13 protein-coding genes and 1 rRNA gene are annotated in these 16,754 nt (G+C 42.4%); 7 read left to right on the top strand and 7 right to left on the bottom strand.

All coding sequences use genetic code 11. The annotated features are described in order from the left end of the window. From rrf to FTT72_RS06210, 5 genes are all read left to right on the top strand, one after another. Window positions 1-115: ribosomal RNA gene (gene rrf / locus FTT72_RS06190) — 5S ribosomal RNA — on the top strand. Between the two features lie 188 nt (window positions 116-303). Next, window positions 304-1,497 (top strand): MFS transporter, encoded by a 1,194-nt coding sequence (locus FTT72_RS06195; RefSeq protein ID WP_180178052.1) that lies wholly within the window; start codon window positions 304-306, stop codon window positions 1,495-1,497. Window positions 1,498-1,817: 320 nt separating this feature from the next. Beyond that, window positions 1,818-2,630: a M48 family metallopeptidase gene (locus FTT72_RS06200; RefSeq protein WP_180105620.1), complete on the top strand. Its 813-nt coding sequence runs from the start codon at window positions 1,818-1,820 to the stop codon at window positions 2,628-2,630. A gap of 246 nt (window positions 2,631-2,876) precedes the next feature. Next, window positions 2,877-5,288 (top strand): YgiQ family radical SAM protein, encoded by a 2,412-nt coding sequence (locus FTT72_RS06205; RefSeq protein WP_180055481.1) that lies wholly within the window; start codon window positions 2,877-2,879, stop codon window positions 5,286-5,288. A gap of 434 nt (window positions 5,289-5,722) precedes the next feature. Next, entirely contained in the window at window positions 5,723-6,265 is a 543-nt protein-coding gene (locus FTT72_RS06210) for a DUF2726 domain-containing protein (RefSeq protein ID WP_078189487.1), read from the top strand. Between the two features lie 81 nt (window positions 6,266-6,346). Here FTT72_RS06210 and FTT72_RS06215 read toward each other — a convergent pair whose 3' ends face one another. The 6 genes from FTT72_RS06215 to mdtD all read right to left on the bottom strand — a co-directional run bounded on the left by FTT72_RS06215 (window position 6,347) and on the right by mdtD (window position 12,731). Beyond that, window positions 6,347-6,703: a RidA family protein gene (locus FTT72_RS06215; protein WP_180178053.1), complete on the bottom strand. Its 357-nt coding sequence runs from the start codon at window positions 6,701-6,703 to the stop codon at window positions 6,347-6,349. Window positions 6,704-6,732: 29 nt separating this feature from the next. After that, window positions 6,733-8,049, bottom strand: coding sequence for a shikimate transporter (gene shiA / locus FTT72_RS06220; RefSeq protein ID WP_180178102.1), 1,317 nt, complete (start codon window positions 8,047-8,049; stop codon window positions 6,733-6,735). A gap of 235 nt (window positions 8,050-8,284) precedes the next feature. Next, window positions 8,285-9,340: a DNA polymerase IV gene (gene dinB, locus FTT72_RS06225; RefSeq protein WP_180110442.1), complete on the bottom strand. Its 1,056-nt coding sequence runs from the start codon at window positions 9,338-9,340 to the stop codon at window positions 8,285-8,287. A 63-nt stretch (window positions 9,341-9,403) separates the two neighbouring features. Beyond that, entirely contained in the window at window positions 9,404-10,417 is a 1,014-nt protein-coding gene (locus FTT72_RS06230; protein ID WP_180178054.1) for an MBL fold metallo-hydrolase, read from the bottom strand. 59 nt (window positions 10,418-10,476) lie between these two features. Beyond that, the gene (locus FTT72_RS06235; RefSeq protein WP_180005210.1) at window positions 10,477-11,262 is read right to left on the bottom strand and encodes a GH25 family lysozyme; all 786 of its coding nucleotides are present in this window, start codon (window positions 11,260-11,262) and stop codon (window positions 10,477-10,479) included. 77 nt (window positions 11,263-11,339) lie between these two features. Continuing rightward, entirely contained in the window at window positions 11,340-12,731 is a 1,392-nt protein-coding gene (gene mdtD / locus FTT72_RS06240) for a multidrug transporter subunit MdtD (RefSeq protein WP_180178055.1), read from the bottom strand. Window positions 12,732-12,905: 174 nt separating this feature from the next. Here mdtD and FTT72_RS06245 point away from each other — a divergent pair, with 174 nt between their 5' ends. After that, window positions 12,906-14,810: a choice-of-anchor I family protein gene (locus tag FTT72_RS06245; protein WP_180178056.1), complete on the top strand. Its 1,905-nt coding sequence runs from the start codon at window positions 12,906-12,908 to the stop codon at window positions 14,808-14,810. 157 nt (window positions 14,811-14,967) lie between these two features. Next, window positions 14,968-15,933 carry a hypothetical protein gene (locus FTT72_RS06250; RefSeq protein WP_078189479.1) on the top strand — a complete coding sequence of 322 codons (966 nt, stop codon included), beginning with the start codon at window positions 14,968-14,970 and terminating at the stop codon, window positions 15,931-15,933. Window positions 15,934-16,020: 87 nt separating this feature from the next. On the opposite strand, the gene FTT72_RS06255 is transcribed toward FTT72_RS06250, so the two are convergent. Beyond that, window positions 16,021-16,641, bottom strand: a complete 621-nt coding sequence (locus tag FTT72_RS06255; protein WP_078192607.1) for a TIGR00730 family Rossman fold protein — start codon at window positions 16,639-16,641, stop codon at window positions 16,021-16,023. Between the last annotated feature and the right edge of the window lie 113 nt (window positions 16,642-16,754).

Raw genomic sequence — 16,754 nt, forward strand, 5'->3', positions numbered from 1 at the left:
GCTGGCGACAATAGCAAGAGTGAACCACCTGATCCCTTCCCGAACTCAGAAGTGAAACCTCTTAGCGCTGATGGTAGTGTGGGGTTACCCATGTGAGAGTAAGTCATCGCCAGCTCATTATTCGAAACACCCCCTGATATCTCAGGGGGTGTTTTTTTATGTCGAAGAAAAAGGGAGAAAAGGGAGAAAAGGGAGAAAGGAGAATGGGGGAGAAGAAAATAAAGAATTCTTCATTCATTTTTATGTGATTTTTAAATTAAAGGCTGAAAGGCGTATACTATCCATGTCATTGATGGAAAGCTCATGTCTGATTTAGCCTCAAATTCTCCTTATATTGAATATGGCACACGGCCATTTCTTGCCATTTTATTTTCTTTATTTTTAGCGGGCTTCGCAATTTTTTCATCGTTGTATTGTGTACAACCGATGATGCCCATTTTTGCTGATTATTTTCATGTCAGTCCGACACATAGCAGCTTTCCATTATCTTTTTCAACCATTGCCTTAGCGGTAGGGCTGCTGTTCACTGGTTTGATTTCAGATCGATTCGGCCGTAAGCCTGTAATGGTCACCGCTTTATTTTTGGCAGCGTCACTTTTAATAATCAGTTCTATATTTCCGCTTTGGGAAGTATTTCTACTGAATCGCGTGCTGATTGGTTTAAGTGTGAGTGGTGTTGCTGCTGTTGCAATGACTTATATTGGAGAGGAAATTGCGCAAAAAGATATAGGCTTTGCAATGGGCCTGTATATTTCAGGTACTGCAATTGGCGGAATGGGTGGTCGTCTCATTGCAGGGGTATTGATTGATTATATTAGTTGGCAAAATGCCATGATGATTATTGGTATCATTAACCTATGTATAGCCACAGCATTCTTTTTATTACTTCCAGCATCTCAACATTTTCAAGCTTATCCCATTCGTTTCAACCGATTTTATGAATCTTTCGTTAAAAACTTAGCAGATCCAAAGCTGAGAATTTTATTCCTTCAAGGCTTTATCCTCATGGGATGTTTTGTCTCTATATTTAACTATATGAGCTACCACCTATTAGAAGAACCTTATCAACTTTCTCAAACATGGATTGGACTAATCTCCATAGCATATTTGGCAGGAATATATAGTTCACCTCGGGCTGCAAGTTGGGGGAAACGCTTTGGCCGGGTAAAAGTTTTACCTTCGATGCTGCTCATGATGTTGTTCGGGCTGTTGATCATGCTCATTCCGGCATTTTGGTCAGTCATTTTGGGGCTGATTGTATTCACTTTTGCTTTTTTTGCAGCGCATTCCACGGCAAGTAGTTGGGTATCAGTTCAATCCCTGCAATACCGTGCCGTAGGTTCATCTTTATATTTATTTTGCTATTACTTAGGTTCTAGTATTTTGGGTAGTAGTAGTGGTTTGGTTTGGGAAATTTCTGGTTGGATTGGGTTGACGAGCTTTATTGCTGTTATCTTGATGATTGGTTTATTTTTAGCAATACAATTGAATAAATAAAGATAGAAATATGTGAATAAGTTATTATTAAATATTCGTTTTACATCTATTTTTAATATAAATAACGCTATAAAAATGGCTAAGTTTACTATTTTTATGATTATACAATTTTGGTCTAATATGCCTTTTAAAAGGTGCCTCATAATAATGAAATACATCACAATATTATAAATAAAATATTTTTGGTTATCATTTTTAAAATCTAATATATTTTCAAGTTGTTGATATTTAACATTTATACGTATTGTTCGTATTTTTTTGCATTTATTTTTAGTTGGAATTATATATAGATCAATATTGGTATTAAAATTAAGGCGATTATGAAAAATATAACTATTTTAATGATGGCTTTATTTTTTATCTTAATTTCAGCTTGTGTAAGTACCACGAATTTAGGGACAGCTGGTGCAGAACGTAAACAGTTTTTTATCGTTCCTCAAAAATTATTAACTAAACAGGCGGACAGATCTTATCAACAATTTATTCATCAGTCTAAAGACAAACAACTTTTGATCATTGATCCGAAATTGGATCAGGTTTTAAATAAACTCAAAAAAAATGCGGAGTTTTACCGTCAAGGTTCGAGTCAATGGGATTGGCAAGTCAGTGGGAATCTCAATAAAGATTTAAATGCACATGGTTTTCCAAGTGGGAAAATTGTCATTAACACGGGTTTGTATTGGAGTTTAAAGCTGACTGAAGATGAATTGGCATTTGTGATGGCGCATGAAATGGCACATGCATTGCGTGATCATCATCGTGAAAAGATTTCTTTGCTGTTTGCTAGTCAGGTGGCGATGATTTCTTCGACTGCGGGTATCGGCGCGCTTGCAACGGCTGCCAGTAGTGTGACTGGGCAAGCGGTTTTTCTGCCTAAAGTTTCAAAATTTGAACTAGAAGCTGATGTCCTTGCACTTGATCTGATGTCGAAAGCGGGCTTTGACCCAAATGCAGCATTGAGTTTTTGGCAAAAATATCAGCAGGAAACGACACGCCGTCAAATGCTTGATGTAAAACCATTGATGACTCAAGACAGTATAGATAAGCGTAAGATTTATATTGAAAAATATTTACCTGAAATGCACATCAAATTTCAACAGGCGCAGGCTTTAATGTTGAATAAAATGCGATAACTCATGGCACATTCTAGGTTGATTTAAACTAAAGCAAAGTTACAAATGATTTATTTAAATCTTGTTTTATAGTCCTGCTACAGCACGATTACATCTGATGTCTATATAAAACAATTCAATGATTCTGTAGCTGTTGTATAAATTATAATCAAGCATGATGAATGGAATTCATGGTAAAATGATCGGCTTTCATCTTCTTTGATCTTTTTTCAGATCATTCCATCTGCCAGCCGAGAATTGCTAGCCATGTCTACTGCTTATACTATGCAGACTGCGCCAAAAGCGTTGTTTGATTACGACAAATATTGGGCGTCTTGTTTTGACCCTGCGCCATTTTTGCCGATGTCACGCGAAGAAATGGATCAACTCGGTTGGGACAGCTGCGACTTTATTTTGGTTTGTGGTGATGCGTATATCGATCATCCATCATTCTGTTCAGGGATCATCGGCCGTACCCTTGAAGCGCAAGGTTTCCGTGTCGGGATTATTGCTCAGCCAGACTGGACTAATGTAGAAGCGTTCCGTGTATTGGGTAAACCGAATATTGCTTGGGGCGTAACAGCCGGCAATATGGATTCGATGATAAACCGCTATACGGCAGACCGTAAAATCCGTTCGGATGATGCGTATTCTCCAGATAATCAACCGAATAAACGTCCAGACCGTGCAGCAACGGTATATTGCCAGCGTGTGCGTGAAGCTTATCCAGATGTGCCTGTATTATTGGGCGGTATTGAAGCCTCGCTGCGACGTATTGCACATTATGATTATTGGTCAGACAAAGTCCGCCGTTCAGTATTGATGGACTCGAAAGCCGACCTATTGATGTATGGTAATGGTGAACGTTCAATCACGGAAATCATGCATCGTTTGGCCCGCGGTGAAAAAATCCAAGAGATTACGGATGTCCGCGGTACAGCATTTATTGTGAATAAAAATAACCGGGCTTCAAAAGCGAAGTTTGTTGAAATTGCATCGAATGATGTCGATGCGATTGGCCGTGTCGATCCAATCATTAACCCGTACGTGATGACTGAAGACCTTGAAGGCTGTGAAATCGAGAAAGGCAAAGACAGCGTTACGCAATATCAGGGCTTCCAAAAAGAGGCGGTAGCAAATCCGATTGTTCGTGAAGGCGATAACTTAGACGCCGATACGCAAATCGTGCAGCTGCAGCCTGCATCAAAAGCCATTAAGCATAAATTGCCGCCGCGTGAATTGGCGGTGATTCGTTTGCCTGCCTATGAAGATGTGGCGAATGATCCTGTGCTGTATGCACACGCCAACCGTATTTTGCATTTGGAAACCAATCCGGGCAATGCGCGCGCGATGGTGCAAAAGCATGGTGAGCGTGATGTTTGGCTGAATGCGCCGCCGATTCCATTGACTACAGAAGAAATGGATTATGTGTTTGACTTGCCGTATGCGCGTCTGCCGCATCCAGCTTATGGTGAAGCGCGTTTTCCTGCCTTTGACATGATTAAGTTCTCTGTGAACATTATGCGCGGCTGTTTTGGCGGCTGTACCTTCTGCTCAATTACAGAGCATGAAGGGCGTATCATCCAAAACCGTTCTGAAGAATCGATTTTGCGTGAAGTTGAAAAAATTCGTGATACCGCACCGGGCTTTACTGGGATCATTTCTGACTTAGGCGGCCCAACGGCCAATATGTACCGTTTGGCATGTAAAGATCCTGAGATTGAAAAGAACTGCCGTAAGCCGTCGTGTGTATTCCCTGGTGTGTGTCAAAACTTGCACACAGATCATGCACCTTTAACCCAGTTATACCGTAAAGCGCGTTCATTGCCGGGGATTAAAAAGATTCTGATCGGTTCTGGTTTACGCTATGACCTTGCGGTGTTAAACCCAGAATATGTCAAAGAATTGGTGACACATCACGTCGGCGGTTACTTGAAGATTGCGCCTGAACATACCGAAAAAGGTCCATTATCGAAGATGATGAAACCGGGGATCGGGACCTATGACCGTTTCAAACAAATGTTTGATCGTTTCAGTAAGGAAGCAGGGAAAGAGCAGTATCTCATTCCTTACTTTATTGCAGCGCATCCGGGTACGACGGACTATGACATGATGAACTTAGCGATTTGGCTGAAGAAGAATGGTTTCCGTGCCGATCAGGTGCAAACCTTCTATCCATCACCAATGGCGACTGCAACGACCATGTACTACACAGGTAAAAACCCGTTGGCTAAAGTGGCGCGTTATACCGAAAATGTCGATATCGTGAAAGGTGAAAAACGCCGTCGTTTGCATAAAGCCTTCTTGCGTTACCATGATCCAAACAACTGGCCATTGCTACGTGAAGCGCTCAAAGAAATGGGGCGTCAGGATCTGATCGGGAACTCAAAACAGCATTTGATTCCGACGTATCAGCCTGCGGGTAGTGCTGAGGGTCAATACCAGTCTGCGCGTAAAAAGAACTCAAGTATTGCGGGTGATTCACAAAAACGTACAGGTGAACAAGGTAATCGGACGAAGGCTGCTCAATCGCGTCCTTCAAATACCAAGAAGCGTCCTGAGCGTGGTCAAATTTTGACGCAGCATACTGGTCTGCCGCCGCGTGAAACGGGTGAAGCGAAAAAACCTTTTGGCGGTTCGAAACCCAAAGGAAAATCGAAGCCTAAATCACGCGCTTAAAATGATGAAATAAAAAAAGACACTTCGGTGTCTTTTTTTATGGCTGATATGCTCGGCAGCATCAGACAGTTTGCATTTTTATATGTTGTTACAAGCTTAATGCCATATGTGCGTCGGTTATCTCAATGAAATACGAGCAAAATTTGACAGCTTATCGGAATTGTCAGACAGTGAGAGGAAATGCACTTGCTGTCGTTTTAGCGAATGATCTAAAGTATCAATATATAGCAATGGATGCTATTACTCTGAACGAAGTGGCATGTGATGTTTGACGCTTTAAGTTTGCAACTTTTTGTCAGTTTAAATACGTATTGTGTGAAAGTTAGAGTTATTTTTTTTAATAGGAAATTAAAAAAATAATACTGGTTGTATACTTCGTATTCATAAGAAGTATGTCAAAAACCAAAAATATAAGAAATATAAAGGATTATGAGATGACTATATACATAGTAATAGGGAGTATTTTACTCTTCTGTGTGCTCATAATGGCTTGGAAAAGTTTAGAAGGTGATTCTAAGCAACAAGATAGCGCATTGAAACAACGTGCTATTTTCAACATTAATGAGCAATTAACCTACACGCGTTTAAAAGAAATTTTGCCTAAGCATACAATCCTTGCGCATGTGTCTTTTGATGCACTGTTGACCACGAAATATTATCGGACGCGGAACAAGTATCGAAATATGGTGGCGGACTTTGTCGTCCTCGATGAACAGCACCAAATCTTAGCGATCGTCGCTTTAGATGATCCAATGGTACTCAAACGGATGCAGCAGTCGCAATATCAAGATGCTTTGCTCGCTTTGGCAGGCTATCGGGTCATTCGTTATGATGATGTGCCTGAGTACGTTCAATTACGCGAAGATTTCTTAAATGAGCAGCGTGTACAAGCGCCATTTGTACCGGTTAATGATTTGAAAAAATATCATTTATATTCAGATTTGGAACGTAAAAAGATCAAAATTATTGGATCTTAGGGATTCAAAGAGCAAAGCCTTTTGCAAAAAAAAGCGTGTCTTTAGACATGCTTTTTTTTAATGGTTATTTAGGCTTAATGATTATTCAGGCTTAACGGCTACGACGGTTAATTCTACCAGTACACGCGGGTCGTATAATTTGGCTTCAACACAAGTCCGTGGTAATGCTTCAATGTCTGACACCCACGCATCCCATACCTCATTGAATGCGGCATAATCCTGTTCAATATCTTTCAGATAAATGGTCACTGACATAATCTGGTTTTTATCTGTACCGGCATCTGCAAGAAATTGATCAATGATCTCAAATGTTTGCTGTGTTTGTCCTTTGATGTCTAAATCAAGGTCTGTTGCCAATTGACCTGCCAAATGGATCAATTGACCGGAAATAGCGATTTCGGAGAAGCGTTTTGAAACATGCAGGCGTTGGATGGTCATGCGGAATATCCTGAAAGCAAAAAGGTCACTTAATCTTGAGTTTTAGGCATTGTAGCTGCAACTAAGGCCGTCAATAAACAGCCAACAGCAAGGTAGATTGCTACATAATGCCATGAACCATCACCCCAAATCACCAAAGCTGCTGCAATCATTGGGGTAAAGCCACCACCGATAATACTGGCCACTTGATAGCCGACACCTGCGCCACTGTAGCGATAGGTGGTACCAAACAGGGAGGTGAAAATCGGCTGGTGTACACTCACCACCATATCATGGGCAATATTGGCAAGGAAAATTGCACCGACAATAATCAGCCAAGTATTTTGAGCATCAAGGGCCATGAAGAATGGAAAGGCAGAAAGCGCACCAATCAATCCACCCAGAACACACATTTTACGATGATCAAATCGATCTGCTAGCCACGCAAAGAGGGGAATGCTGAAGCAGCTAATGGCACCAACCATTAAGGTGATATTGAGGAAGAACTGTTTGTCCATGCCCAATTGAGCGGTGGAATAATTCAGTGCAAAGTTCGTCACCAAATACATGGTGAGTAACTCGGTCAGGCGCAGCGCAATAATGTAGAAAAAGGCTTTTGGGTGTTGGCTAATCGCTTGCAGAATCGGTAATTTTTGCGGCGTTTGTCGAGCTTTGACCACATTGTCGATGAATTCTTGTGATTCGTCTTGATCACGTCGAATCCACATCGCGATAGCCAGCAAGACAATACTGGCAATAAAGGGAATTCGCCATGCCCAATCAGCAAAAGCATCTTCGCCCAAAGTGGCAATAATCAAAGACACAGCGCCTGTTGCCAGAACAAGTCCTACGCCATAGCCAATTTGTACACCACTGCTGTAAAAGGCTTTTTTGCCTTTCGGGGCATTTTCTACAGCCATCAGGGCAGCGCCGCCCCATTCTCCACCAACCGCAAAACCCTGTATTGCTCGAAGTGTCACGAGCAGGATCGGGGCCCACCAACCGATGGCCGCAAAATTGGGTAATAAACCAATGCCGACCGTCGAAATACCCATCAGGATGACGGTGAGCACCAACATTTTCTTACGACCCAGCTTGTCACCAAAATGTCCAAACACAATGCCGCCTAAGGGGCGGAACAAGAAGCCAACGCCAAAGGTCGCCAAGGCAGCAAGTGTGCCCATATTGTTGCCAATACTGGGGAAAAACTGATCTTTGAAAATGAGTGCGGCAACAATGCCATAAAGTAAAAAATCGTACCAATCGACTACGGCACCAATGAAGCTACTTAATGCGGCTTTACGAGCGCGTTGTTCTTGATTTTGTGAAATATTTTGAGGATTTGGAGCAGATTTTTCAGAAGGCATACAGCGGGGTATTCCATGATTGACAACAGAGTTGCCCTGTAATATTCGGATTTGATCGTCACGCCAATCACAGGACAGCATGCTGAAAGTAAAGGTGATTTTCAGCATCTCAGCGCATACACGGATAATGTAGTGCGCTGATAGAGTACTCTAATTTTAGGCTTTGTGAATAGAAAATTGCTTTAAATTTGTTCTTCTGCCTAAATCTTAAGCAAATACGATCTTCATGAAGTTTTTAGAGCAGCGAAAGTTGTGTTTCTTGGTTTTGCGCACTTAATTGATAGACCCCTACGCCAATCAGGCGAAATTGATCTTCCTCAGAAATATGCATTTCATGCAGTAATTGCTGTAACACCTGCGCAAGGTCTTCACGATGATTCAGTGAAGTTTTAAAACTTTTACTGTGCTGTAGCACTTGGAAATTCTTCAGTTTTAATTTGGCCGATACACCGCGTGCGCTTAACTGCTTTTTTTCTAAACTAGACCAGACTTGATCAATCAGTTTGGGCCAATAGGGCTGACATTGGCTCAATGTGAGATCATCATCAAAAGTGGTTTCTTTGGAAATCTGTTGACGTTCACGGCTAGATTGGACCGGTCGTTCATCAATGCCTTGTGCATACAGATAGAGTTGTCGTCCATATTTACCGAAATGATGAATCAGAACGGCTTCTTCAATTTGTTGTAAATCACCTAATGTATTGAGTTGCATGGCTTTTAATTTTTCTTGAGTCACTTTTCCCACGCCAGGAATTTTTTTCAGTGCCAAGTCATGGATGAAATGCAGAACTTGTGATGGTTTGATAATACAAATGCCATTGGGTTTGTTCCAATCAGAAGCGACTTTAGCCAAAAATTTATTGGGCGCGACACCTGCAGAGGCAGTTAAACCAGTGCTTTGTAAAATCTCTGCCTGAATTCGCATAGCGACTTCAGTGGCACTCGGAATGTGTTGTAAATTTTCTGTGACATCCAAATAAGCTTCGTCTAAAGATAGTGGTTCAATCAGCGACGTATAGCGTTGAAAAATGGCATGAATTTGCGCCGAAACAGCACGATATTTTTCAAAATTAGGTTCGATCACCACGACCTGTGGGCAGAGTTTACGGGCCTGTGCCATCGACATCGCAGAGCGTAAACCAAACTCACGTGCAGGATAGGATGCGGCACAGATGACCGCACGAGGGTGATGTGAAGACACAACAACAGGAAGCTGCTTGAGTTCTGGACGTTCCCGCAGCTCTACTGATGCAAAGAATGCATCCATGTCGATATGTATGATTTTCCTCATGCCTAGTTAGATCAATGCCTAAAAATTGAATGTCAGTATCGCACAGTCAATCCAGCTCTTTCCTCAATTTTTTAACTCGAACGACACAGGTTGACTGAGTAAAACCACCTTGGTGTTTTGAGTTGCTGCCGACTGTATTAATAGATTTAGGCTTTGAGGGGTGTCATCGGCAAAGCGGGGCAAAAATTCGAGCTCTGGATTCAGTGGTTTGAAAAAATTATCCCAATGAATTGGAATCACGGTACTGGGTTGAAGAATCGCTAAGGTTTCTTTGAAATATTGCTGTTGAAACGCTGCCGTTTGCTTGGAAAGTTGGGCAATGCCTAAAAATAAAGTATCGACTTTTAGTTTTTGCAACTGTTTGGGCACAGCACCAGTACTGGCTTTGACTAAACTGTAATGCGGCCCATGTTGGATGAGATAATCATACGATCCACCTTCTTTAAACGCACTAAAATGTGCAGGGAGTTGCAGTGGCTGCGAAATTTCTTCTCCCAAATCATCATTAACGGCCGTTGGCGGTGTATGTTGCGAGGGGATGGCAGTAATGGTGAATTTACCGATTTGCATCGGTTGCCAAGCTTGAACTTCGTGTAATTGTGATTCAGCGATTGGCATCGCCCGTGCGATATTTAAGGTACTTTTAGAGCCGATAATTATGGCCTTGGGGAGTTGGTGGGCCAACATTGGAATATCGAGCGCATGATCATAATGCGAATGAGTCACGAAAATAGCACGAGTGCGTTTTAAGTCGTATTGGTCGATATAGCTATGTAATAAAGGCTGATCACTTTGGATTTGAGTAAATACGGTCCGACTGAGTGAAGGTCGACTAAAGAAGCCGTCTATGAGAATTTGCTCTTGGCCATCGTCAAAAAGTAAGGTGGAAACGCCAAAGAATTTGACGTGATAGGGCGCCGCTGAGCGAGTATCTGTAGTGCTTTGTGTGGGAAGTTGATAATGCCACGTTTTAAACGCTGCCAAGGTCCCTGAAGGTTGGATCAAATATGCCAATATCCCGATGGCGAGGATCATAAAGACTGAAAATATAATAAGAAAAGTTTTTAAAATACGCATCCTGCGACTCAGTTTTCATGGATTATTTGCTTCGATGTTGTCCTGAGTCGGTGAATAAATCAACGGGGTTTGATCGGGGAAACGCCATTTTTGTCTAAAAAATCAGTCCATGCCTTGGCATCACCTGAAAATACATTTAAATCGACAGTGGTCGAGATACCTTGAATTTGTCCTTGATTGGTATGTTGCCAAATCAGCCATTTCGGATTGTTTTTTAGATCGGGTGGGCCTTTATATTCACGGACCCACAGCGGCGTCTGTTTAAACTCGCCAGCTAAGACAATATTATAAAAAGACTTCGAGGTATAAAAAATCGGTTGTTTGCCATAATGGTGGTGCAAGCGATCATGCATATAAGTGATTTCTTTGAGTAACTGCTCTTTGCTGTAGGTGTTAATGCAGTTGGTGTCATATTCCAAATCAATCACTGGGGGAAGGGCATCGGCTTTTTTCGGCACGGAAGCAATAAAATTTTCTGCCTGAATCCTGCCATCACGGCACAGACGGTAAAAATGATAGGCCCCAACTAAAAAGCCGTTTTCCCGCGCTTGCAGCCAGTTATCTTGAAATTTCCGATCTTTAAAATCACCACCTTCTGTGGCTTTGAGATAAACGAATTGGTATTTTTTAGGTGAAATTTTTGACCATTGAATATCTTTTTGATGATGGGAAACATCAAAACCTTTGACTGGATATTCTTCTGCAGATGCAGGGCGATGCGGCATAACGGCTAAATAACCCAGTCCTGCCACCACCAAGACGCCGCTGATAGCGCTGAGTGCAATAATCGGGCTGTATTTTTTGAGTGAACTTTTTGTGGTACGTGATTTGGCTTTTTTAGGCATGAAAATGTATCCAAGTATCCATTTTATCATAACCCTTTAAGGGCTGATCTGTCATAGATTTGCCCGATGACACAGGTTTAGACATCCACATGTTTAGGAATCTGCCAAAAAATCGCTGCGGTAATTAGGTTAATGCAGCCGAGTAAAATCAAGGTGCTATGGAATGCTGTTTCGATTTGTGCAGGACCATAATAAGCCGTAAACACGTTGACTAAAGTCCCTGCCAAAGCCACACCGATACTCATCGACACCATCATAATCATCGACAAGAAACTGTTGCCACTGCTGGCATCTTGTTGGGGTAAATCTTTGAGGGTTAAGGTATTCATCGAAACGAATTGCAGGGAGTTTAAAATACCAAAAATAAAAAAATGTAAGGCACGTAACCAAGTTGGGGTTTCAGCCGTAGAGAGTGCAAAACTGCAAATACAGGCGCCGACCAAGAGGGTATTTACCAATAACACTTTACGATAGCCAAAGCGTTGAATAATTTGACGAATTATCGGTTTGGATGCCAATGAACCGAGTACCGTCGGTATCATCAATAAGCCTGTGATAAACGGTTCAAAGCCAAAAACCACTTGTAGCATTAAAGGAATCAAAAATGGCATGGCATTGCCGCCAAGGCGAGCAAAGAAGTTGCCGATAATACCGATGGCATAGATCCGATTTTGAAATAATTTACTGCGAAACAGCGCATTGGCATGGGTATGTGCATGAAAGGCATAGATCAAACTGGCGATGATGCCTGCAGCGACCAAAAGCAGGCTCCACCATAGCGGCAGATGCGGGCTAGCAAAGTTTTCAATGCCTAACGATAAACCCACCATGGCGATGACCAATAAGAAAAAACCCATAAAGTCGAAGCGTTGTACGCTCGGTTCGGTCACATTGGGCATGGCTTTAAAGGTAATGAGTACCCCTAGCAGTCCCATTGGAATGTTAATTAAAAAGATCCAATGCCATGTTGCGACTTCCACCATCCAACCACCAAGGGTAGGACCAATTAAGGGGCCCATTAAACCGGCAAGGCTCATCAGACTCATAGCCGATAAAAACTGTGTCCGAGGAATCACTTTGAGCATCGCCAAACGCCCAACAGGCAGCAGTAATGCGCCACCTATACCTTGAATTACCCGATAAACCAGCAGCTCATTCAGGCTATTGGCCATGCCGCAGCCTAGCGATGCTAACGTAAAAATAATAATGGCTGTGAAATACGTATTTCGTACACCAAAGCGATCGGCCAACCAACCACTTAAGGGAATACACGCCGCAACGGACAAGACATAGGCCACGACCACACTATGCATTTGTAGCGGGTCTTCGCCCAAACTTCTTGCCATCGCTGGGATTGCTGTATTGACGATGGTCGTATCCAGGCCTTGCATAAAAAAGCCAATAGAGACCAATAGCACTAGAAGTCTAAATTCGGGTTGTAAAGCCTGATGCGTTGGCGTGCTATTCATAAGTCAATAAAGCTGAGATTTTTAAACAGTTTAAATGAATATTGCCATTCGGATGTAGTAAAAGCTTTGCATAATTGAGCCAAAAAATTGCAAGAAAAATGCAATGAAAGTTTAATCTCTATGCAATCTAATGTTTATAACTTGGTCATATTTAAATAAAAGACGAATGAAAACATGAAACTACAAGTTTCGGTACTGATGTGTGCCATGTTGTCTGTGGGGCTAGTGGCGTGTAATGACAGCAATGATGATGCGCAAGTGCAAACACCTCCTCCAGTGGTCGAAGAAGTCACGCCAAACACTATCGCGTTGGAACAGATTGGGCGTTATGAATCGGGTATTTTTGGCGCGAGTGCAGCAGAAATTCCTGCTTATGATGCTCAAAGTCAGCGCGTATTTGTGGTCAATGCCAAAGCTGGTGTGGTTGATGTACTGGATTTAAAACAACCAGCACAGCCTACATATTTACAATCTTTAGATGCTAAAAAATATTTGGCCGATTCTGAAGTGAATAGCGTTGCTGTACACAATGGCATCGTGGCACTCGCGGTGCAAGCGGCCGATAAAACGCAGCCGGGCATCGTGGCCTTTTTTAAAGCACAAGATTTAAGTTTTATCAGTCAGGTCGAAGTTGGGGCTTTGCCAGACATGCTGACCTTTAGCCCAGATGGCAAAAAAGTATTGGTCGCTAATGAAGGCGAACCAAATGAAGGTTATGCAGTCGACCCTGAAGGTTCAGTCAGTATTATTGATCTAACTCAGATTGAAAAGCCAACGGCGAAATTGGTGGATTTCCGTGCGTGGAATGCTCGTAAACAAGAGCTAATTGATGCTGGCGTTCGCATTTTTGGACCCGACACCGCACAATATGCCGATGTGAAGACGCAAGGTGTACAAACCACGAGTGTGGCTCAAGACCTAGAACCTGAGTACATTGCGGTGAGCCAAGATGGTCAAACGGCATGGGTGAGCTTACAAGAGAACAATGCGATTGCCGTGCTCGATCTAGTGAAAGCGGAATTTATTGATATCTTTCCGATGGGCTATAAAGATCACAGCTTGCCTGAAAATGCACTCGATGGCAGTGATCGTGATTGTGTGGTTGGTGCGACGGACAGCGTAGGCCGTCAGGTCGAGAGCTGTGCAAAAGATGCAGGGATGATCAATATTCAGGCATGGCCTGAGCTGTATGGTATGTATATGCCTGATGCCATTGCACATTATCAAGCGGATGGAAAAAGTTATTTGGTCACTGCCAATGAAGGCGATGCCCGAGAGTGGTTAAAAGACGAAACGCAGTATTTTACGGGCGATGATTTAAGCCAAGGCTATACCGAAGAAATTCGAGTTAAGCATCTGTTTAAAAAAGCCGGTTTTGATGCAAAAGGGGATTATGCAGCCCATTTACGTCATTTGGTGCCTGGTGTCGTTGGTGCAAAACTCGATCCGAGCGTCTTTAAAGCTTGTACCACCACAGCGCCGACAGAAATTTGTGCGGATAACTTGATCAAAGATGCACAGATTGGCCGTTTAACCATCAGTTGGACGCAAGGTTTTAAACGTGATACTGCCGGAAAACCTGTATTGGAAGACGGTAAGTTGGTTTATGACAAATTGTATACCTATGGTGGGCGCTCGTTCAGTATTGTCGATCCCATCAGTCGAAAAATTGTTTGGGATTCGGGCAGTGAGTTTGAACGCAAAATTGCTGAATTGTTTCCAGCCCAATTTAATAGTAATCATGAAGCCTTTAAATTTGATGACCGCAGTGACAATAAAGGCCCTGAACCTGAAGGCATCACACTGGGTAAAATTGGTCAAAAAACCTATGCCTTTATCGGGCTAGAGCGGGCCAGTGGGATCATGGTGTATGACATCACACTGCCGCAACAGGCGAAATTTGTTCAGTATTTTAATACACGGGATATTGCGCAAACCGATATAACTAAGCAGGGCGATTTAGGGCCCGAAGGTCTGATTTTTATTGCGGCCAAAGATTCACCTAATGCTCAACCTTTGTTGGTGGTTGGAAATGAAGTGAGCGGTAGCACGGCGGTTTATCAGATTAAATTGAAATAATTAAAGTTTAAAGCAATTGTTTTATTTGAGGTTTTTATTTTAGTGTCGAGAAAAGCACGGCACGAAATTGTATGAACGCCAGATAAACTGTCATAATGCGCTCAAGTCCTTCATTTATTGGAGGGCTTTTTCTTTATGGCAAAGGTGTTTTGTTTTTATGACAATCGAAATTCTGATGGTCATAGGCTTCTGTCTCGCGGCCTATTCTATTGTCGGTAATGATGTGCCACAGACATTGGGAACCTTTATTTCATCCAATGCGCATCGCCCTTGGTGGCTGTTGTGGATCTATGTCAGCAGTATTCTAGCCATTGTATTGGTTTATGGTTGGTACAGTTCTGGCGTGGGGGATGCATCTTATGGTCGTTTAGAAACGATTCCATTTCCCGCAGAAGGGGTCACGTGGCTCTATATTGTGCCACCGATCTTACTGATCATTTTGACTCGCTACGGAATCCCGGTCAGCACCACATTCTTAGTGTTAACGATTTTCTCTCCGAGTAGTCTTGGCTCGATGTTAACCAAGTCCATGATGGGTTATGCGGTAGCTTTTGTTGTTGCGATTATTGTTTATCGTTTTGTGATTAAAGGCATCTCGGTTTATTTCAGTAAAACACGTGATGAAACACCCTCGAATATTTGGGTGGGACTACAGTGGGTTTCGACGGCATTTTTATGGAGTCAGTGGCTGATTCAGGATTTGGCCAATATTTTTGTCTACGTCCCTCGTCAGGTGCCGCTGGAGTTCCTGATTTTTGCAATTGTGGTGTTTATCGTACTGCTTGGGATCATTTTGTACCAACGTGGTGGGGCGATTCAGGGCATTATCGACACCAAAACGGGTGTGGCTGATATCCGCTCGGCAACCATTATCGACTTTATGTATGCCTTGATTTTATTGGTGTTCAAAGAGTGGAGTAATATTCCAATGAGTACCACTTGGGTGTTCTTGGGCTTACTTGCAGGACGTGAATTTGCCATGTCCATGCATTTACATGAAGTGAATAAATATCGAACTTCACGAAATGTCAGCAAAGATGCGATGAAGTTGATGCTTGGTTTATTGATGAGTATTTTCTTAGCGACAACCTTGCCATGGTTCTATCGTGTGGTGTCCGGTTAATTCGGCACGATCTCGATTTGAAGTAGGACATCGAGCAATAAAAAAAAGGGGAATAATTTATTCCCCTTTTTGACATCTAAAATACAGTTAGACCACGAAATTTTTCGGGCAATCTAAATTTTTCAGTGCACTAAAGATCTGCTTCGAAGAATTACATACGATCAGTTTGGCACGATGCTGCGGCGGCAAGAAACCTTCAGCGACCGCATGGTCTAATTGTGCAATCAGTGCATCATAGAAGCCATTGACGTTATACAGCATCATCGGTTTTTGGTGTTGATTCAACTGTCCCCAAGTGGCGATTTCTAAAATTTCTTCGAATGTACCGAGACCACCGGGCAGAGCAACAAAGGCACTGGCACGTTCTGCCATCATGGCTTTACGCTCATGCATACTGCGTACGACGTGTAATTCAGTCAAATGATTATGTGCAATTTCATAATCCAACATAAACTCAGGAATCACACCCACAGCTTCGCCGCCATGATCGACCACAGCGTCAGCAACTTGACCCATCAGGCCAATACTGGCGCCACCATAGACCAGACCAAAACCATGTTCAGCCAAGCCTTGCGCTAATGCGATGGCTTTTTCTTGATAAATTGGATTGTTACCAGAGCGGGAGCCGCAATACAGTGCGATTAAAGGTTGTGTTGTAGCAGGAGAAGGATTACCACGTTTTTCTGTCATTTTTAATCCGCTATTCATTACGTTTTAATTTTACCTTAGCATGTTATTTTTTATGACACTACATTGGCAGCTAAATATGACAATTTAATGTCATCATTGGGTTTAAATTCTTCCATACAGAGATTGTACTT

This window comes from Acinetobacter sp. YH01005 (genome assembly GCF_013420465.1).
In the GTDB taxonomy this organism is placed as follows: domain Bacteria; phylum Pseudomonadota; class Gammaproteobacteria; order Pseudomonadales; family Moraxellaceae; genus Acinetobacter; species Acinetobacter amyesii.